The organism is Pseudomonadota bacterium (assembly GCA_018817425.1).
Classification (GTDB): Bacteria; Desulfobacterota; Desulfobacteria; order Desulfobacterales; family RPRI01; genus RPRI01.
Genome location: JAHITX010000014.1, coordinates 1 through 20,893 on the forward strand (window position 1 = coordinate 1; position 20,893 = coordinate 20,893).

The 20,893-nt window shown below is 38.8% G+C and carries 17 protein-coding genes; 5 read left to right on the top strand and 12 right to left on the bottom strand.

Annotation, left to right across the window (positions count from 1 at the left end; all coding sequences use genetic code 11):
* On the bottom strand, positions 1-827 hold an 827-nt coding region (locus KKC46_03050), incomplete at its 3' end, for a hypothetical protein (GenBank protein ID MBU1052792.1).
* Positions 828-1,131: 304 nt separating this feature from the next.
* Here KKC46_03050 and KKC46_03055 point away from each other — a divergent pair.
* The 3 genes from KKC46_03055 (at position 1,132) to KKC46_03065 (ending at position 3,996) form a co-directional block, all read left to right on the top strand.
* Positions 1,132-1,908, top strand: coding sequence for a ParA family protein (locus KKC46_03055; GenBank protein ID MBU1052793.1), 777 nt, complete (start codon positions 1,132-1,134; stop codon positions 1,906-1,908).
* A gap of 72 nt (positions 1,909-1,980) precedes the next feature.
* Positions 1,981-2,451: a hypothetical protein gene (locus KKC46_03060; protein ID MBU1052794.1), complete on the top strand. Its 471-nt coding sequence runs from the start codon at positions 1,981-1,983 to the stop codon at positions 2,449-2,451.
* Positions 2,452-2,505: 54 nt separating this feature from the next.
* Positions 2,506-3,996 (top strand): hypothetical protein, encoded by a 1,491-nt coding sequence (locus KKC46_03065; protein ID MBU1052795.1) that lies wholly within the window; start codon positions 2,506-2,508, stop codon positions 3,994-3,996.
* A gap of 121 nt (positions 3,997-4,117) precedes the next feature.
* Here KKC46_03065 and KKC46_03070 read toward each other — a convergent pair whose 3' ends face one another.
* Positions 4,118-4,891: a J domain-containing protein gene (locus KKC46_03070; GenBank protein MBU1052796.1), complete on the bottom strand. Its 774-nt coding sequence runs from the start codon at positions 4,889-4,891 to the stop codon at positions 4,118-4,120.
* A gap of 245 nt (positions 4,892-5,136) precedes the next feature.
* Here KKC46_03070 and KKC46_03075 point away from each other — a divergent pair, with 245 nt between their 5' ends.
* A complete protein-coding gene (locus KKC46_03075) occupies positions 5,137-6,633 on the top strand; it encodes a diguanylate cyclase (protein MBU1052797.1) in 1,497 nt (498 codons plus the stop codon).
* Between the two features lie 151 nt (positions 6,634-6,784).
* Positions 6,785-8,134, top strand: coding sequence for an HDOD domain-containing protein (locus KKC46_03080; protein MBU1052798.1), 1,350 nt, complete (start codon positions 6,785-6,787; stop codon positions 8,132-8,134).
* A 41-nt stretch (positions 8,135-8,175) separates the two neighbouring features.
* Here KKC46_03080 and KKC46_03085 read toward each other — a convergent pair whose 3' ends face one another.
* From KKC46_03085 to KKC46_03130, 10 genes are all read right to left on the bottom strand, one after another.
* Positions 8,176-9,747, bottom strand: a complete 1,572-nt coding sequence (locus tag KKC46_03085) for a response regulator (protein ID MBU1052799.1) — start codon at positions 9,745-9,747, stop codon at positions 8,176-8,178.
* A 16-nt stretch (positions 9,748-9,763) separates the two neighbouring features.
* Positions 9,764-10,453 (bottom strand): response regulator, encoded by a 690-nt coding sequence (locus KKC46_03090; protein ID MBU1052800.1) that lies wholly within the window; start codon positions 10,451-10,453, stop codon positions 9,764-9,766.
* Between the two features lie 4 nt (positions 10,454-10,457).
* A complete protein-coding gene (locus KKC46_03095; GenBank protein MBU1052801.1) occupies positions 10,458-10,811 on the bottom strand; it encodes a flagellar protein FlaG in 354 nt (117 codons plus the stop codon).
* A gap of 36 nt (positions 10,812-10,847) precedes the next feature.
* Positions 10,848-11,279, bottom strand: coding sequence for a hypothetical protein (locus tag KKC46_03100; protein MBU1052802.1), 432 nt, complete (start codon positions 11,277-11,279; stop codon positions 10,848-10,850).
* A 24-nt stretch (positions 11,280-11,303) separates the two neighbouring features.
* On the bottom strand, positions 11,304-11,744 hold the full coding sequence (fliS, locus tag KKC46_03105; GenBank protein MBU1052803.1) for a flagellar export chaperone FliS: 441 nt from the start codon (positions 11,742-11,744) through the stop codon (positions 11,304-11,306).
* Positions 11,745-11,783: 39 nt separating this feature from the next.
* Positions 11,784-14,861 (bottom strand): flagellar filament capping protein FliD, encoded by a 3,078-nt coding sequence (gene fliD / locus KKC46_03110; protein MBU1052804.1) that lies wholly within the window; start codon positions 14,859-14,861, stop codon positions 11,784-11,786.
* Positions 14,862-15,099: 238 nt separating this feature from the next.
* Entirely contained in the window at positions 15,100-16,533 is a 1,434-nt protein-coding gene (locus tag KKC46_03115) for a hypothetical protein (GenBank protein MBU1052805.1), read from the bottom strand.
* A gap of 236 nt (positions 16,534-16,769) precedes the next feature.
* A complete protein-coding gene (locus KKC46_03120) occupies positions 16,770-18,776 on the bottom strand; it encodes a glycosyltransferase (protein ID MBU1052806.1) in 2,007 nt (668 codons plus the stop codon).
* A 541-nt stretch (positions 18,777-19,317) separates the two neighbouring features.
* On the bottom strand, positions 19,318-19,887 hold the full coding sequence (locus KKC46_03125) for an N-acetyltransferase (GenBank protein ID MBU1052807.1): 570 nt from the start codon (positions 19,885-19,887) through the stop codon (positions 19,318-19,320).
* Positions 19,888-19,895: 8 nt separating this feature from the next.
* Positions 19,896-20,855, bottom strand: coding sequence for a Gfo/Idh/MocA family oxidoreductase (locus KKC46_03130; GenBank protein ID MBU1052808.1), 960 nt, complete (start codon positions 20,853-20,855; stop codon positions 19,896-19,898).
* Positions 20,856-20,893: the final 38 nt, after the last annotated feature.

Genomic DNA, 20,893 nt, shown 5'->3' on the forward strand with positions numbered 1-20,893 from the left:
CCCGAAGCATCAGCACCACTGCCATCTTCTCCATCTGTTTTAGAATCAGTTATGTTTCCGGATTTGTCTCCCGAACCTTCTTCAGTTCTACCCTCTGATTCAGAGCCTGTTTGATCAGAACTACTTTTTGTGGATATTCCTGAAATATCTTCTTTGCCACTTTCTTCACTTTCCGATCCACCTTTGTCTCCGCTTTTATGTCCCGTGCCTGTTGGATCAGAATCGTCATCAGATATTCCGCTATTACCTTTTTCATCACCTCCTGCATCTTTAGATTCAGGGCTTGAACCAAACCCGCCATATTTTTCGGACATCACTCGGATCGTTTCTTTTAATTTATCAAGTTGATTCAGCTTATCCTTTACTGAATCAGTTCCTGAATCTGACAATATTTTATCGATTGCGCTTAATGCCTTTGCTACATCATCAAGGTTAACTTCCCCTTCTATCATAACTTTATTTGCAAATGTCTTCAGCGTATTATCTTTTGCTTCCTCTGACATTGAAAATATATAATTTGCCCCAATAACTATTCCTTCGGGGTTTTTATCTTCTTCATATATTTTTTTCAGGTCTGCATTTATGGATGACTTAAGGCTGTTTAGGTTTTTGCGTTTGTTATTAACGGCGGCTGGATTGTTCTCTGTATTCCATAGCAGACCGATTAGTTTCTTCGGATCTATTTCTTCCAAAGTCTCTACAGAACTGTCATCGTAATAAAACTCTCTGATAGCGTAAATAAGCTTATATTTAAGGGCATTTTTATTCCGATAATTAAGCCCTTCTATAGCTTGATCGATACCTTTTAGAGTAATTGCTTCATTCACAGGGAACTCCTTTCCATTAGAAGTGTTGAAGCAAAGTTCATACCATTCGCGCAATACCTCCGTTTTCCATTCTCAGATATCAAGAGTCTGTTATTATTTAACAATATCTTGATAAACATTAACCGTCGTAACGCACTGGCGATTAGTGGTATATTTGACGGATTCATAAGAAACCGGCTTATATATAAATTGGAATATATATAATAATAAACCATAATATTAAGCTGTTGCAACTATCATCAAATTATATTTATAAATGGTATATTATTTGCTTATTTTGTTAAGCTACAGAGGAATTATAAATATGGGGCGCATTATCTGCATAACTGCCAGAAAAGATGGCGCAGGAAAAACTACTACGGCCATTAACCTTTCAGCTGCATTTTCAATAGCTGAAAAAAAAACCCTTCTTGTTGATTGTGATCCTATCGGTCATGCCACAACAGGTCTGGGAGTGGATGAAACATTGATTACCAATTCTCTGTATCAGGGGATGGCCGGCAAAGTTCCGATAACAAAACTCATAATAAATAAAGGCCCGGGTTATCCTAATCTGATTCCCGCGAAATTGGACTTATATAGATTTCCAGTGGGCATAGGAAATAATAAGGAATCAGTTTTACGCAACCTTCTGGCAGAAGTTAAGGAACGGTATGATTATATTGTTATTGATACGCCTCAGACTCCTGTAATTTTAATGATAAATGCCTTTGTCGCAGCAGAGTTGCTATTAATAACCATACCTTGTGAATATCTATCACTTGCCGGGTTTGGTTATCTGTTTGACACGTTTCAAATGATAAAAAAAGGGTACGGCTTAAAAAATGATATAGCAGGAATACTTATTACAAAGATGAATAAACAGGAAAAATCTTCCAGATTGATTGCGGAAGAATTAAGGAATCGTTTTAAAAATATCATATTTGATACCAGCATTCCAACATGTGGCAAGTTAAGAAGTTCTCCGGCTTATGGTAAACCTGTATTTATGACTGATATAAAATCTGTTGGCGCAAGGAGCTATCTTAAGCTTGCTTCTGAAATAATGAATAAATGGGAAAATATAGCCATAAAACAATAAAGTTATATATTATGGAAACTAAATTTGCTGCTACCATTCTTTCCTCCATAATTTATAAGGGAGAATTTAAACATGAAAATAATTGATAAGGAAGTTATAAGAAATGGAGAGCAAGATCTAATAGATTCAATAAACGGTGACCTTGACTGGGGTACTGTTGAAGAAATATTCAAACAGCAGCATCGTATGGATATTGGTGATGATATAGAATATAAACATGGAGATATTGTTGTTTATAATGACCAGGTGGCTTACAGGCTTGAGTTTGATGTCAAGGTCAATTTTACTGTTTTATTGGATAGAGAAGGAAGCTGTCTTTTGGTAAACACGCCGGGATGTGATGAAAGCTCCTGCAAGGATACCATTCAAAACAATCTTCCTTGTGATGAATCTGCCAGCGAAGACAACCTTAAGAATATAGATAATGATGAAGAGGTAATATCGGAATCATACGATCAAAGTGATATTCATGATACTGATAATATGCAGGAAAGAATTGCACAGGCAGTATCTGATGTATCGGGCGCAATTACTGAAAATTAATGATATATTATATTTAAAAAGCCAGTTTCAAAAGGATAGGCTGTAGGATTATATATGGAGAATCAAACCGATAAACTTGAAATCAGAAGTAAATTTAATGAAATTCTTAAACAGCATATTACAAAACTAATAGGTGTATATGATGAAATTTTTGACTTATCTTTTACTTTGAAACAAATTGCGTGCCTTATACTATTACGGGAACAGATTGGCGGCCAATCTGATAATTTTCCGGTTTATATTGAAAAATATTTTAAAGAAACTTTATTTAACGAAATATCCGAACTCGGGTTGGAAACAGATGATGAACTCGATAAGATTTTTGAAGAATTAATTCAAAAAAAATATCTTCAAATTAATGAAGACAATACTATCTGCGTAAACAAATTAACATATAGTATTACAAATCTTTTAGACCTGATTTACCCTAGCATGAGTGGAATGAATTTCCCGGCCTACATAATTCAAACTATGGATGAAGTAATATCAGGCCGAAAAGAACTTGCCCATGCCCTTGATCAATTTGGTCAGACCTTACAACTTCATGGGGTTATGGTAAAAAAACAAGACAGCAAAACAAAGCAGCAAAAGTCTGACAGTTTAATTTCCGACAGTAAAATCATCAAGCCAAAAAAGACAGAAACCCATAGCAAAAAACAATTTTTCTCCGCTAAAAATAAGATAGAAACCAACAATGAAAGCAATATTATTAAGTCAGGAAATTTAATTAAGCCCTTTTTCTCTCCTTTTTCAGAATCTAAGATTACACCTGCATTTGAAAAGAAAGAGGAAATAATTATAGAAGAAACCTCTTTTATTGATAAAGAAATTACCAAACAAGCCATAAACAATTCTGAAGAAAATGAAGAAGTCATAAATATAACCGAAGTTGCAGAAAAAACAGATAAAAACGAATTAAACGCCTGTGATGATAATATTTCAATATGCTCTGATACCGAAAATACAGTTGAGCCTGATTCTGAAAACGATAAAATTCAAAATGATGAATTACTAATAAATAAAGAACAAATCATCACAGCTAAAATTCATGACAATGCAGACAAAAAAGATATATTGCCCGGAGTACTTGAAACGGAAAAGTATGAGGAAGAAATAAATCCCGGTTTAATAAATGAAGATAATATAGTTGAAAACCAGATCGCTGCTTTTGAAGAAGAATTGGCAATGCAATGCCCTGTATGTAATAATGGGAAAGTTATTTCAAATAAAACCATAAAAAATAAAGTGTATTTTAGATGCTCAAACAAACAATGCAGTTTTATAAGCTGGGGAAAGCCTTATTATCTATCTTGCCCTAAATGCGGCAACACTTTTCTTATAGAATCCACTCTAAGCAATGGGAAAGCCGTACTTCGATGCCCAAGGGCAACATGCCGTTATACTCGGGCTATTCCCGGAGAAGAAGCAGAAGGCTTAGTTGAACAAAAAGCTTCAATAATTGATTTGGCAGATCAAAAAACTAAAACAACCCGTTTGCCGGTCAAAAGAGCTGTAAGAAAAAGGGTTGTTCGGAGAAGAAAATAGAAAATGCTATATAATCTATTGACGGGAGGCCATCAATAGATGTCAATAATATGACACAAAGATATGCCGGAAATATTTTCCCCTTAACTTATTAAACAGTCAAGAACTTGCCCTATACTATTTAATTAGATGATCCAGTTTCAAAAGCAACCTTGCGGTTATGCTCCTGTAGTCTATTTACCATCATTTCCATATCCGTTGACATAAGGACACCTTTTTCCACAAAAAATGCACCTATTGGCCTTTGGAGACTGCTTTGTTTTCCAAGCAGTGCTAATCGCTGAAAAGAGGTTAAATAACCTTTCAGGCAGGCATATTCGACAAATCGCTTATCATGTTTTCGTTCAAGTGCCCGTTGTTTAAGTATAATGTATATATCATGTTTACTAAGGATTCCCCATTTAAGGGCTATCTGACCTACCGAGGGTCGCTGCATTTTTTGCCGGGCTAATGCATCAATTAGTGTTTTCCACGAAACTATGCCAGAATAGTATAGAAATTGGCCTATCAATAATTTTCGTTTGGGAAGAAATCCTCTGTAAAAATGGTCAGCAGAATTTTTGCTATTGTTTGTATTAGTATTTTTTTTCTTAAGTTCTTTGTTAATAATAGTAGTAGTACTGCTTTTGTTTATCACAGGGCTGCTGTTTTTGATAGCTGTTTGCAGTGTTTCGTAAGCAATATTCAGTTCAATGAATTGCTCATTCATTTCATTTTTCATTTTCCCTATAACCAAACAACGGTCAGGATGTGTTTCAAGTGCTTTTTTTCGGTAAGCGGTTTTTAACATTATCGGACGGATATCCATTATAGTATCAATCGAAACGTTAACTGCTGGCCCGAATATTATATTATAAGCATTCATAATGTCTTGAGTATGTAAAACGTTCGGCAAAATTTGCCCTCCTTGATACGTTATACTTAAAAGTTTGGCTTAAATACTTAAGCCTTGTTGTAAAGTACATATTTCAGCGATTTAATTATATGCATAATTGATGCCTTAACTAAAAGTTTTATATAATAAATTTTAAAAAATTAAAAGTAATAAATTTAAATATTTTAAATTGGTATAATTGTTGCTTCAATAATTGCAAATCTTGAATCTTTATGAAACTTCAAAGGAGTTAAAAAGAAACCGAAATGGCGGAAAAAGTATTAATTATCAGCAATAGCGATACTGATGTTAATCTAATTAGCAAAAGTATTAATTTTAAAGAATCTGATACTGTAATATTTACATCTTCTTGTGATATGGAGGAATTGATTTTCTCCGGAGATTTTGCAGCTATACTCGCAGACTATGATTTTGTTGGAGACAGAGTTTTAGGCTGGATAGATATGCTCCAGAAAAATAAGTCCACGTCATGTCTGATTCTTTACGGCGAGAAAAGCAGCGCTGAAAATATTGCAGAAATACTCCGAAAGGGAGCTTATGGATTTATACCACGTTCGCTGCTTGCAGAGCGAATCCATGACACACTTATAGACGGGTTGGAAAATCGGCGGGCTTTTGCTGAAATATTGGAGATTATTGAAGAACAAAAAACTGCAAATGAGCGGCTTGAACAGGAAAAAAATTCATTAAGAAATAAAAACAAAGAGCTAAATTTTATTAATCGCTTCAGCTGTGAGGTTTCTTATGATTTGAATTGGGAACATATTCTCCCTAATATGATTAATGCAGGATTCTTAAATATAATTGATGCTAAATTTATATCAGTGCTTTATAGGATCGGCAATGATTGGAATTTTTCCTGCTATTCACCTGATGGATTGTGTGATGAAAGTACTACAGATAAAATCAAGAATGATATTTGCGATAAATTTGTTTCAATATCAGGAGAAAAAATAGACAGCAAAGAGGTTTCAATGTCTGTATACCCATCAGAGTCCAAAGCATTATCCAATATCCCGATATTATCTTCTGATCAATTGATTCTGCCTTTAATATTTGGAAAACATCAGTTGGGAGTACTAACTATGCTCCCAAAAAGCAGTAAATCATCGATTAATAAAAACAGCGAAATACTGTCGACCATTTCAAATATCATGGCCATGTCCTTAAATAATGTACAAGAATATGAAAGAGTGAAAAAAATGACTGTCAGGGATGGTCTGACCGGGGTTTATAACCAGAAGGGTTTTAAAGAATTTATTGAAAATGAGTTTCAAAAGGCAAGAAGATATAAAAGATCGCTTTCTTTGATTATGATTGATGTAGATAATTTTAAAATTATTAATGATACTTTAGGCCATTTGGCCGGAGATTATGTTCTGATAGAACTGGCAAACCGCTTAAAAATATCTTTAAGAAACACCGATATTTTAGCAAGATATGGTGGAGATGAGTTTGCAATAATTCTACCGGACACAAAAAGTAAAGAAGCCGAAATACTTATAGAAAGAGTTCTGACTCATGTTAGAAATGATTTTATTGAGTGTAATTGTGAAAAGCTCTTAGTAGATGTAAGTCACGGCATTGCTGCGATTGATGAGCTTGAACTTACGGATAATGCCCTGGATTTAATCGCTGTCGCAGATTCAAAGCTTTACAATGCAAAACGGCGTTTGCACGAATATTCATCCATTGTGCTAAATGAAAGTGTTCCTTGTTTTGGAAATTCTTTAGCTTCCTGAGATCATGCCAGGATTTATTAGTACTATATTCTTGTCAGGATTGAAGGATATTTTCTGTTTAATCGGCTCTGTAATCTTGCAAAGCATGAATTTATCGGGAAGGAAACTAAGCGTAAAAAGATAAATAATTACTTACCAAAGGAAAAAGCAATTGAAAAAGCAACTTATTTTTTCCGGCAATTTTGTTGTCGGCAAAGAAAAAGATATAATTTTGGAAGCCTGCCTGGGCTCATGTGTGGGAGTAGTTATCTGGGATAAAGAAGCAAAAGTCGGCGGGTTGATTCACCTGCTATTGCCGGAATGGACAGGGTATGGCGAAATCCTAAAGCCAGCACTTTATGCAAAAACAGGGCTGCCTCTTTTCATTAATGCTTTGAGCGAGGCAGGAGCCGATAAAAGCCGCATGAAAGCATATGTTGCCGGAGGTGCTTTGATAGGACCGATATCTCAATTGGATATGGATCTTAATATCGGCGGCAGAACTGCTGATATTGTCCAGAAAATACTGGCTGATGAATCTATAGAAGTCTGCCAGGCTGAAACCGGTGGATTTTTTGGATATCGTTTAAATCTTGATTTAAGATCATTTAAAAGCTCCATTAATCTTATAGTTGATATGCCATCACAAGAAGATAATGATTTCAAAAAACCTGTACCTGCTGATATTATCCAGTCAATTAATGTGGTACGGCCGATTCCTCAAATCATTCTTAAGGTCGTACAAATGATAAACGACGGCAATTATAATATTAATGAGGTTGCTAAAGATATAAAAAAAGAACAGGTTATAAGTGCTGCAATTTTAAGATTGTGTGCTTCATCTTACCTGGGATTAAAGGAAAAGGTTACATCTATCAGCCGCGCGCTGGCTCTTTTAGGAGAAAAAAATCTTTTTAAAGTGATTGTTTCAGCTTCACTGGAGCTGTACTTTTCAGATGCCGCAAGAGGCTACTCTCTTTGCAAGGGAGGTCTGTTCCATCACGCTCTTGGCACAGCAATGATTGCTGAAGAACTGGCAAAGTATACCGCAATAATCAAACCCGATATAGCATATACAGCCGGGCTTTTACACGATATCGGAAAGGTAGTGCTGGATCAGTATATTTCATCGGCATATCCTCTTTTCTATCGACGTACTCAGATTGATATGGTTGGACTTGATGAGGCGGAAAAAGAGCTGGCCGGTATTACTCATTCTGAGGCTGGAGCAATCTTAGGTGAACGCTGGTCAATAAATGAATCCCTTATAGACGTGATAAAGCACCATCATCAGCCTGAACTGGCATCTAAAGCTCCGGAATTGACACACATAGTTTATGTGGCTGATTTACTTATGAGCAAATTTCAGGCAGGGCAGGAATTAGCTACTCTTGATAAAGGTGATATTTCTTCAAGGCTTAATAAAATCGGTTTGACAACATCAAAGTTCCCCGTTATTGTGAATCTTATTCCACAAAGCATATTGGAAGGAACAATAAATCTTCCCGCATTTTCTCAATAACTATTTTTGCTTAATATGTTTGATAAATGCTAATGACGTAACTAAATCCCTATAGACTTATGTAATTCCCCGGAAACCGGCAGGTAATACTCTTGATCTTTTAATCCTTTATTTTCTTCACCTGATAAAGACTGGAAATCATTTTGCTTGTGGCTTTCTATAAATGCATCAACTACTTTTGGGTCAAATTGGCTGCCCGAATTTTCTGTAATAATATTTAATGCAACAGCATCATCCATTTTCTTCCGGTAAGAACGATCAGATGTCAATGCATCATAGACATCTGCTACCGACAGAATGCGTGAAAGAAACGGAATATCCTCCCCCTTTAAGCCATCAGGATATCCTTTCCCGTCAAATCTTTCGTGGTGGTGGTGAATTATTTTGCATTCATCGATCCACATGCCCAGATGTCCTATAATATTGCTGCCAATAACAGGATGCTTTTTTATTATATCATATTCTTCATCCGAAAGTTTTCCGGGTTTAAGAAGAATACTATCAGGAGTTCCAATTTTACCTATATCGTGCAACAAACCGCATATGTTTAGTTTATCTATATCTTCTTGTGAAAATCCTGCTGTATTGCCTATGGATTTTGCATATAAAGATACCCTGTGTGAATGTTCTTTTGTATAAGGGTCTTTTGCTTCAATAATTTTCACTAACGCATAAAGCGTTGAAAAAAGATTTTCAAAAATATTTTCATAAAGCACCTGATTTTCTACCAGAGAAGATGCTTTACTTAAAAGAAAATTCATATAATAAAGGTCTTTTTTTATAAAGTATCGGGCGTTATCATTGATAAACAATACAAGAACACCGAATGTATTGGTTTTAATTTTGAGAGGTGCTGCCATGGTGCTGCTGTAAATGTTATTACTTTTGATAATAAGCGGCATCCCTTCTTCTGCAACTTTTTTGATATTATGCGTTACTATCTTTTCGCTAACAGCAGCATAGTTGTTATCAAGCTGCGGATAAGACGCAAGAATAGTTGGATCTTTATGATATTTATCAAAGATACAGAAGTATGCTTCATTACATTTAGTAATTTCACCAGCCAGGTCCACAAGAATGTTTAAAACTCCACTTGTGCCCGGAGGGTTTTCCAGTTTATGAAGAATAAGGTTTATTATTTCGACTTCCTTAATTTTCTTCTGTAATTCCATATTGAGTTTTAGGACTTCCTGATTTTTTTCGTTCGCCTCGTTGAGTAGTATTCCGTTAACAAACAGTTCCCTTTCTTGCATTATACGCTGGATAGTCTGCTTAATTTTTGACATTTCAAACGGCTTGGTTAAAAAATCCACAACTCCGTTTTTTAAGGTATTTATTGCATTATCTGCTGTAGGATGGCCGGTTATCACAACTATCGGTATGGTATTATCATAAAGATGGATTCGTTTGGCTAGCTCTATCCCATTAATTTCCGGCATGGAAATATCCAGAAAACAGCAGTCGATTTTTTGCTGTTTAATGGTTTCTAAGGCAATTAATCCATTCGTTTCAGTAAATACTTTGTAATTGGTAGTGGCTTCAAGATATTCCTTGAAAATCTCCAGAATGGACTGTTCGTCATCAACGATAATTATGTTTAGATTATCTCTCATAGATCGCTCATTTATATTACTTTTCAGTTCTCATAAATTTGAGATAATGATTTTTGAATGTCCTGAATTCACTTTCCGTCAGCAAGCCTTTGTCCATAAGGGATGACAGTGCTTGCAATTTGTCTGTATAGTTATCAGGCGCGGAATCGTTATATATATAATGAAGACCGGCCATGCCTGATGAGAAAAAATTTAAACTCTTTATCTTTTCAGATTTATATTTTTGGCTATTTAAAAGCATTAATTCCTGGTAAACTTCCTTTAATTTTTTTTCTAACTCTTTATTTTGTCTGTTTAGTTTTATTTTATCTATAGCCCTGTTGATAACTATTTTTATTTCTCCCATTTTACATGGCTTCATTATATAATCATAGGCACCTTCTCTTACAGCAGCTACCGCTGTTTCCAGAGAAGCATAGCCGGTAACAATAATAACAAGGATATCCGGATTCTTTTTTTTTGCATATTTTAAAACATCCAACCCGCCCACATTGGGCATAATAAGATCAGTTATAATCAGATCGAAAGGTTCTTTATTGATCATACCAATAGCTTCGGCTCCATCATAACATACCGAAACCGATCTTTCCTGCCCATCCATTAAAGTAAGATCCTTTAATATATCTGCAATTACTTTATCATCATCGACTATCAGAACTTTAAAAGGATTAAACATATCTATTAATTTCGGATCGGGCATAGCCATTATATCAAACCTTTTTATCAAGCATCAGGCCTATGGTTTCTTCAAGCTTTGTTGCCAGACTGAGCAATTCCGAAGAAGGAATTTCCCTTATAACTTCACCGGTATTTTCATTGACAACTGTTACGATAATTTTGCCCGAAGCTTCATGAACTGAAAACGACAAATCAATATTTTGAAGAACTTTCATTTTGTTTTGCAAACTTGCAAATGCATCATTTGCATTTGCTGCATTTACAGGCTTTTTTTCTTCTTCTGATTTACTGTTTTCTTCCACGGGAGTCTGATCCCGGACTGCAACATTTGGTTGTGATAAAGAATCTAAACTTTTTCCTGATAAAGAAACAGGTTCAACATACATCAGTATCACCTCCTTTACTATTTAAATCATCAGAGCTTATCTTTTGTCATCAAGATATCTTGGAAATTGGTTTCCTTTTTGGCCATACCCTCTACTAGCATGCCTGACACTATTCATCTTAAGAAGCTCATCTTTAATGCTTCTGCTTTCCGCCTTAACCATTATCATTATACTTGCATCAATCGGCACAATTTGTTCCAAAAGAATTTTTATGCGGTTAAAATATTTATCGAAAATTTCTTTAAACCTATCGGAACCGTTATGAATGGCACTTTGTACGGACATGTCTATTCTTTTAATTTTATTTATACAGTCCAGCCTTTTCGATATAAAAATATTAATATTTTTCTCCGCTTTATGTTTCAAGGATTCTTCCATTTCCTTTGTGGCAGAAAGATATTGGGTAGTAAGAAAGATTTTTTTTTCAAGGAGTAGGCCAATATTAACATCTTCATCGATTTTATTCATTTTTTAATACTCCTGATCATATACTCATATAAAATTGGAAGCATGCTGTATACTTTCTTCTTTAAATCGGACAGGTTCATGCTGAGTTTTTTTATGTCTTCCATTAATGATTACCTCCCAGGCCGATAAAAGTTCTGATAGTATTCCAATAACTTCATCAATTCCATTAAGATCTTTGTTTATATCAGCCAAAAGAATTTTTCGGTTCATGTATTTATACAAATCCGATAAATTTCGTGCAATGGCACCGCCTTTTTCCAAATCAAGCGAGCATAAAAGTTCGTCAATAAAATCCATGGCCTTTTGTAAGGCCTTACATTTTGCCTCAAATTTATTTTCCAGGTACTTGATTTTTGTAATTTTAAGCTGATCTATAGCGCCTTCATAACACATTAATATCAGTTTCCCGGGATCAGCAGTGATTACGGTCGTTTTACGATAAGCCCTTATACCGTTATTGTTCATTTAAAATCTCCTTTATTTCTTTTTAATTATGATTAACCACTACACCCAACCGTTTTGAGCTGCACTTATCTGGCCTGCCAACCAATCGCTCTGGCTCTGTATCTTTGCAAGGGCTGTTTCCATAACCACAAACCGGTTGATCATCATTTCCATCTTTCGGTCTAAACGATCTTCCATTTGATCAATCTGGGTTTCATAACTTTCTATGTTATCCTGAAGGGATTTTTGTTTAAATCCGACATAACCTTCATATTGATCTGTAATGTCAAAAAGTTTTCTGTCAAATAACTCTGCAACTCCCAAGGTAAGTTTTACGGTACCGATTTCACCTGTTGTTGTTCCGGTATATTTTATAGACAGACCGTCAATATTTGCCTCACCGCTGTTTCCCCCGAGCATCTGACCTTTGCCGGTTGCAGTTTCACCATTGATTGTTCCGGCTACATCCACTCCATTGTCAACGGTTTGGTCACCCCCTGTCCACAACAGGTTGTTTGCCTGACTGATTGTAAATGAATTTCCCGTTCCGTAATTATTATGTTTAAGAACCATGTGATTTCCGGCATCAACAGATGCTGTTATGCCCATAGCATAGCGTCCTGTCTGCCCACCGGTATTTGCAGTAAGTACTGTTCCAAAATCGAGATCGTGTGCGCTTGTAAAATCAAATGTCAAAGAAACACTGCTAGCTCCTGATGAATTATCTGTTATCAAGATCTGTCCTGATGCATTAATATCGGCCGTAACTTCATTTCCGAAAGCTGTTTCTATGGAAGAAAGCAAACCCTGAACAGAATCTGCAGCAATATTCGAAATAGTATAAGACCCGTTTATCTCGGTTCCATTATGATCTACCGCTGAAAAGGAAATTACATCACCATTGACCAGATTGGCAGAATCGCCTGTTGCGTTATAAACGCTATCCCATTTTGTCGATGAGGTTATTGCCGCTGCCTGGCCCGAATCGGCGTAAAGCTGTTCGGATCCTGAAATAATCTGAGTATAGACTGTAGATAATTCACTGTTTACAGCATTAACCATTTGGGACATGGTCATTGAACTGGTAAGATTTACGACGGATGTGCCGCTTCCTTCTGTAATAGTAAGGGTTTCATCACTGCTTAAACTTGTGTTGTCCGATGCATCCGATGTACTTTGTGTTGCAGCAGTATCAATATTAACCGTGTACTCGCCATAATTGGTATCATTAGAATGTCCCAAATACTTTATAGTGCCAACACTTACTTCGCTGCTTGCTGTAAAAAGCTTCTTCACATCATTAAAATTGCTTTTGAGATAGCCGCTTAGTTTATCATTGTCTATGTTAAGCTTACCGTCCTTATCTACATTTATGCCGACTAAACCCATTGTGGAATAATCGTATGAAACACCCCAGACGCTCTGTGTTAAAATAGATGTCAAATCCGATTTGACCGATATCAGGGTTCCGTCTCCAAAAAGAATCCCTCCTGTTTCCTGGGTTGTTTCATCAAAAGAAAATTGGGATTGAATATATGATGAAATACTATTGTAGCTGGAAACAAAATTGCTGATATTTGATATAATGGCATCGGTATCACGACGTATATTAAGCGAAACGGTAGTTTCGGTATCGGCTTTCAACAAATTCAGAGTTACGCCGGAAATTATATCGTCAATCGCATTTTCAGAACGTGTGACAGTTACCCCGTCCAATGTAACGGAAGCATCTGCTCCTGCAACTATTTCACGTTTACGGGCAGTGCCGGAAAGGATGCCGTCCGTATCAAATTTGAGAGTAGTATCATCTGTTCCGCCGGAATCTTTTACTCCTATTCTTATGTCAAGATAGCTGGTTCCTGATGTATTATTCACAATCATTAATTTGCCGTCACCGTTAACAGAGGCGGTTACATTGCCAAAAGCCGATTCTATCTTTGAAAGAAGATCACCTAAAGTGGTTGTATCGGTAATGATAAGAGTATCATCTGATACAGGATTGTTATCCGTATCCGTGCCTTCCAGATGTATGTAATCTGTATTCAGAAATCCGGTATAGCCGTCAATATCCATGATTAAAGTATCTGAGGTAATTACAGCTCCACCGCTTGTGTTTTCAATATCGCCTGTTACGCTTGATTCATCTGAAACGCCGCCTTTTATTATACCCAGTGTTTCAAGAATATTATTCTTATCAGTATATGTATTGGCGGCCCCTTCAACCATCAGTCTGTAATATGTGTTGTTATTTTCCGTTTCGGAAGTAATTGAAGCCGTAAGGCCGGCAGCGGCAAATTTGGTCTGCAAACTGCTTAAGGTGTCTGTGCTTAGATCTATATCGCCAATTGACATGCCGTTAATTATAATTTCCCCGGCGCTTGAGGTTTGAGTGGTTGAAAGGTTAAGAAGAGATTTTATGGAGATGCTGGTACTGCTGAACCCATCCGTCTGGTCCCCACCGGTGAGATGGTTTTTTGCAGTTCTGTCGGCATCTGTAAAGCCAAACTCATAAAGAATATCAGATACTCCGCCGTTTTGCAGTCCGATTCCCGAAGCGCCTGTTGTATCACTGGTAAGTACCAACCGGTGGTCACCTGTTCCATAGCTTATAATGCTGGATGTAACTCCGGTCGGATTTGAGCCTGAATTTGCATTGTTAATTTTATTGCTTACATCAGCCAATGTATCGGTTGCTGCGATATTTATAGCAGTTCCGTTTATCAGGATATCACCGGAGTAATCTGATCCCAGAGCATCGGATATTGATGCAAATGACCCTGAAGACAGTTTTTGGGCAGCAGCCAGATTATTGACTTTTAGTGAATAGGAACCTATGGATGCCGTATCGGATGTACTGACAGTCAGAAGGTCGGAAGCTTTAACTGTTGAACTATCAGTTGTCATAGACGCTTTGAATATATTAAAATCATCGGTATCCTTAAGAGTACCAACTGCTGTCTTTAAGGATAGCAATTTGCTGTTTAAAGACTGCCATTCGGTAAGTTTTGATTGTGTTTCAGTTTTTTTTCCGGTAACAAGATCGACTCGACGGTGTTCAATTTCCATAAGCGAATCAATCATGGACCGCCAGTCAAATCCGCTCGAAAGACCTGATATTAGGTTGGTGCTCAGAGCCATGTTACCTCCATTTTAATATGTTACCAAAACAGACCGGAAAATAATTCCGGTCCATATTTCGTTTATCGGAAAAATTTGTTAAAAACTTGAGTCTTTTGTTGCTTTCCAAATACATAGCAAAATGCCTGCCATAAAAAATCCCGTTTCCGGAAATCCGAAAACGGGATTTTTGTTTAAGTTACAAGTTACCAAGATAAAATTGTTTATGGCTCTTTTTATAAAAGTATTTACGACCTCATTATCCAAACAATGAGAGAACACCCTGAGGCGCCATGTTAGCCTGAGCCAGCATTGAAGTACCGGCCTGAAGCAGGATCTGGTTCTTTGTAAAAGTCGTCATTTCTGAGGCCATATCCACATCACGGATTACAGATTCAGCCGCCTGAGAGTTTTCAATTGTAGTTGCCAGGTTCGCAGCGGCATAAGAAAGCCTGTTCTGAGCCGCACCGATATCACCTCGCCGTGACGCAAGGGTGTCGATGGCTGTGTTAATGGTTGTTAAGGCAGCTTGCGCCCCTGTTGCAGTACTTAGATCGATACCGCTGATGTTTAAACCTGACGACCCTGTCGTGGCATCCCCAACGCTTATGTCAATCCGGTCATTGGATGTGTTTTTAGCTCCTACCTGGAAAGTGGACGCTCCGGAATTGTCGACGGCAAAGGTTACAGCATCATAGTCGCCATCCGCATATCCTGAATCAAGAGTTAGCTTGATACCTAACTGATCAAAGTCCAGTGTTTGTGCAACGCCGTCAGTAGTTGCAACCGCTTGGGATGCTCCAGTGGTTCCATTAGTAAGTGTCATGGAATTTGAAGCACCAGCATTAGTAATAGTCCAAGTTCCGGTCGCAGTGGAACTTCCTAACGACATAGATGAATAACCAACATCGGCTACTATGATAGTATCATCAGCTATATCTGCTGCGGCTAGAGTACCAGCACCGGTTATAGTCAATCCAATATCAGCGAACGTTATGGCATTGGTTGCTGAATCGTAGGAACCAGCATATACCGCACCGTCTGTCGCACCGGTCATCAGAACACTACCTACAGTTGAGGATATAGTAGCAGCACCGGTTGACAAAGTGTATGTCTGCGCAGCAAGGTTAGATACATCGCTGCTGAATGAAAAACTCATTGTTTCGGTATCTGTACTATCATCAGTGAATGTGTACTTGTTGCCATTGACTGTATCAAGAGCGACAGTGGTAGTTGCACCAGTAGTTTGCCAATCGGCCGAAGATGCACCAAAGGTTCCATCAAGCAGCTTACTGCCTGCATACTCGCTGGAGTTTGCAATACGATCAATTTCATTAATCAGCTGTACTTTTTCTGCCTCGATCTTGTCCAGGTTGGACGATGCATTGGCTGAAGCAGCCTGTGTTCCGAGTTCCTTTAAGCGGGTAAGCATGTTGCCGATCTGGTCCATGGCACCTTCTGCAACCTGTAAAAGCGAGTTTGCTTCCGATGTGTTTCTGCTTGCCACTTTGTAACTGGCGATATCCGCACGCATTCCCGAAGAAATTGCCAGTCCTGCGGCATCATCTGCCGCCCTGTTAATCCGGTAACCTGAAGAAAGTCTTTCAAGAGATTTGCTCATTCCGCTGTCAGCGATCTGCAGATTCTTGTGTGCGTTCATTGCTGCGATGTTGTTTTGAATTCTAAGTCCCATTGTTTAATCCTCCTTGATTTTATGTGATTTTTGCCGTTTATCCGGCTCAGTATTTTCGGGCGTCCCTGCCCAAATGTTTACGATCCTATCAATAAGAATTTGCTTATCACCTCCTTATTTTTTATTGGATCGTTTTAACCTTTAGCTGAATTATCGGATGAAGGATAAAAAAACTTTAAAAAAAAATCACGATCTGCGGATTTCTTACGGATTCATCAATCGGAAGGAGATAAACTTTAACAAATAGTTTGGGAGTGTAGAGCAAGCCTTGTCAAGCGTTCATCCTTTGGATTCAGGGATAAACCTGTTTCCAGTAGCCTAACCGCCGTGCCGTATTCACCCTTTTCAATAGACTCACGGGTAAGATCAGCAATTATATCTGTGTTTCCCGGCCCCAGCCTGAGCCCGATATCTACAGCCATTTCAAATGGCGATGCACAACTTTTGGCCAGAAAGCTGTGTGCAATCATCAAATAAAGGTCTGCAAGATCCGATATGGATTGCAGTATGCTATTCGATGGTAATTCCAGTATTCTGAGCAATGATTCGCAAGGTCCTATCATGCCCTCGATATTCCCGGTTTCCAGACAGACTATAGAAAGAGTCAATGCTATGTGAATATCTGCCGGATAAACGGCAAAAGCTATTGCAAGAAAATGCAATGCTTCCTGATGACACGATTTTTGAAACAAAAGCAGGCCGAGGTTCAAGGCAGCCTTTGGAGATTCAGGATCAATCAGTAACACTTTGCGGTATTTGTCTTCGGCCTTTTCAAACAGCCGCTGTTTTTCAAGAGCAATGCCCCAGTTTATAAAAGCATCTGAATTCTCCGGTGCTTTGGCCACAACAGTTTCAAACGCTCCGGATGCTCTATCGTAATCGCAAAGCTCCAGAAGCAACAACCCCATACGGAATGGTATATCAGTATCCTCCGGCAAGAGATCCTGAAGTTTTTGATAGATGGAAACGGCCTCATCTTTGCGACCCGACATTTTATAAGCCCTAGCCAGGGCGTGAATACCTTTGGAAAAACCAACTTGTTCAGTAGGAAGCATTTCCAGAACTTCGATTGCTGTATCGCTTAGTCCTAGCTTCAAGATGTTTATGCCTATTTCTTCTATGATTTGAAATCGCGCATTCTTTGAAACACTCTTTACGGCCTTTTTTAAAAATACGACCCCTTGATCCTGCTTCCCCAAATAAATACTTGCATAGCCCATGCTCCGGTAAACCACCCAGTCCTGATGCACTGTCTCAAACTGAAATACAGGAAAGAAGCTGATATCAGTGGTGAGCTTTTCACAAAGGTCCAGGAATGTGTAACCGTGCTTTAAGGTGTTGTCATAATCATTTTCAGAAAAATAAATTTGAGTCAGGCAATGATGAAGATCAATGCTCCAGACAAAACGCTCCAGACCTTCAAGGCCGGTGGTTTTAGCTTCATCGAATCTTCGCATCTGTAAAAGTGAATTTGAAGCTACAAAATATGTCCAGGAAAGCTGTGATGAGCGCTCTTCTTTAGCTCTGGCCATATCTAAGGTGAGCGCTGCCTCCCGGTAGGCTCCTTCCCAGTCCTTTTCGGCCATCAGCGTCATGGCCAGGTGGTGATGAGTAGGAATATCATCGGGCCACTCGGCTGCTTGCTGGCGCAAAAGTGCAAGAGAACGCTCAATCTTGGTACGCTTTTTCTCAGGGGTCAGGTCATAGCCGTAATGCCATAGTACAACCGGAGATGGAGTAAGCGATTCTTTAAAAATTATTTGGTTATGAACCTTGCCACGATAGTAAATGTCCAAACCGTTTTTGAATAATCTGGGCGAACTCCCCTCACTGTAATATGCGCCATCCTCCAGGTAACTCCTTACTTTAAATAAGATAACTCCAGTTGGAGCATTTCTGACAAGCGTCCTGACAATATGGCCGGTCTTTGCTTCCAGCTCTTCGTCCGCATCTATTATCAGAATCCATTCGCCGGTGGCGTATGAAATAGACTGATTGCGGTGCTTGCTGAAATCATTTTCCCAGAGATGGTGATAGACCTTAGCACCGTAACTTTTGGCTATCTCGACTGTGCTGTCCGAAGACCCGGTATCAACCACGATAATTTCATCCACTACATCTCTTATGCTTTTCAGGCAATTAGGAAGCAGTGCCTCTTCGTTTTTTACAATCATACATGCCGAGATGAGAGGTTTGCCCAACTTTTTCTCTTTCGCTTTTACTTTCTTTATTTTTTTGCTCATGACAATGTTTCCTTTGCTACCGGCGCTTGCTGGTATTTTCCAATATCATAACCAGTTGAGTACCAATCTACCTTTTCTGTTGTCAAATGTTTGCATAGAGCACCCTATAAGACAGCCTTTAGTGTGCATCTTGGAAACCGAATCCTTTTTGTCGAAATGATATTAGCAACATTAGTGCCAGAAACTTAAAATAGCTTAATATAGACTTAACAGCGGGTGCAAAACTTCCACGATGATGATGTGACGCCTGATGGCACTTTGAACAACAATGCCCCATGAGGAAGGTGGAAAGTATTTCATAAAGAACACCATCACAGTAAAAGCATAATCACCGACCACCAGCATAGCTGGTGGTTTAATGTAAGGCAATTTATGAGCTGTACATTAAAGTTTACCCTATTAATAGGTTGTGGGGATTGGTTTCTTGCTCTGGGTATTTGCTTGGCTCAAACCTCTTTCGTGAAAATAGTGCGTATCTTTTGCGGGTGGTAAAATAGGAAAAGAAGTCAAATCTTTGACATAGTGTTTTTATAAAACAGATTTATGGTTTAAGTTTTATTCTCAAACCTTTCTCGCTCATTTTATATTGATTTCCGCAGGTCGTGCAAACCAGATCTTCTGTAAGCCGTTCCCCGCATACACATACCCAACCAATTTGCTTTGCAGGATTACCCACTATTAGGGCATGATCGGGAACGTCTTTAGTAATTACTGCTCCTGCACCGATAAATGCAGATTGGCCTATGGTATGCCCGCATACTATGGTGCAGTTGGCCCCTAATGTCGCTCCTTTCTTAATTAGAGTGGGGCGTACCTGATCCATTTTGGAAATTTCTGCTCTTGGGTTGTATATGTTGGTAAATACCATGGAGGGACCACAAAAAACTCCGTCTTCAAGAGTGACACCTTTATATATCGAAACATTGTTCTGAAGCTTACAATTATTTCCAATAATAACATCATCGGCCACGAACACATTCTGCCCTATAGAGCAGTTTTCTCCGATGACAGCGGTGGAGCTGATATGCGTCCAGTGCCAGATACGTGTTCCTGCGCCAATTATTGCACCATCGTCTACACAGGCCAATTCGTGTATGAATATTTCAGACATATCCAACCTCATTTTACTTTATGGCAGAAAGGATGGTATTCACCAATAAGCCCTTTGGCGTCAGCATTGCGAATATTGTGAACCGTCTCAATGCTCGACCGCGCTTCCTCCACGCCGAACCCTTGCCCGGCCAGGATCGCCTCATAACTTCGGGTGTGCAGCTCCTTAAAACCGCCTGAGAATTCAATTTCCTCCCCGTCCACGGTGATCGACCGGTAGGTGCGCATATTACCACTTATTACCTCATTGGGCAAATATTCGGCATTCACACTAAGAAACCAGCGTACCCGGGCGTGCGCCAGCTTAATATAGCCAGCAGCCGTGTCCTTGTGATGGATGTGCACGACATGTATCTCCACCGGGCCGAAAATCCAAGTCAGCATGTCAAAAAAGTGAACCCCGATGTTCGTAGCTATCCCCCCGGATTTCTCCGGATAGCCCTTCCAGCTTACGGAATACCACCGGCCTCTGGAGGTAAGATAGGTCAGATCGATATCATACATCTTTCGGGGATCTTTAGCAATTTCCACAGCTACCTTGTCTTTCAAGGCAATGATGCTGGGATGTAGTCGAAGTTGGAGGATATTCCAGACCCGGCAGCCGTACTCGGCCTCGAGTTCGGCCAGGGCGTCCAGATTCCATGGATTGAGCGCCAGCGGCTTTTCGCATATCGCCTCGGCCTTGATGCGTAACGCGAACCGGATATGGGCATCGTGTAGGTAGTTGGGGGAGCAGATACTCACATAATCAATGGGTTTCTCCTTGCGACGCAGTTTTTCGGCGTGGCGATCAAAGCGCTCAAATTCGGTAAAAAAGGCTGCCTCGGGAAAATAGCTGTCGATAACGCCAACTGAGTCGTTAGGGTCTGCTGCGGCAACCAGCTTATTCCCGGTCTCCAGAATGGCTTTCATATGCTGCGGGGCGATATATCCGGCAGCACCTATTAATGCAAAGTGTTTGGGGTCCATTTTGTTTTTCTGATCTATCAGGTTTGAATGTTTAATGG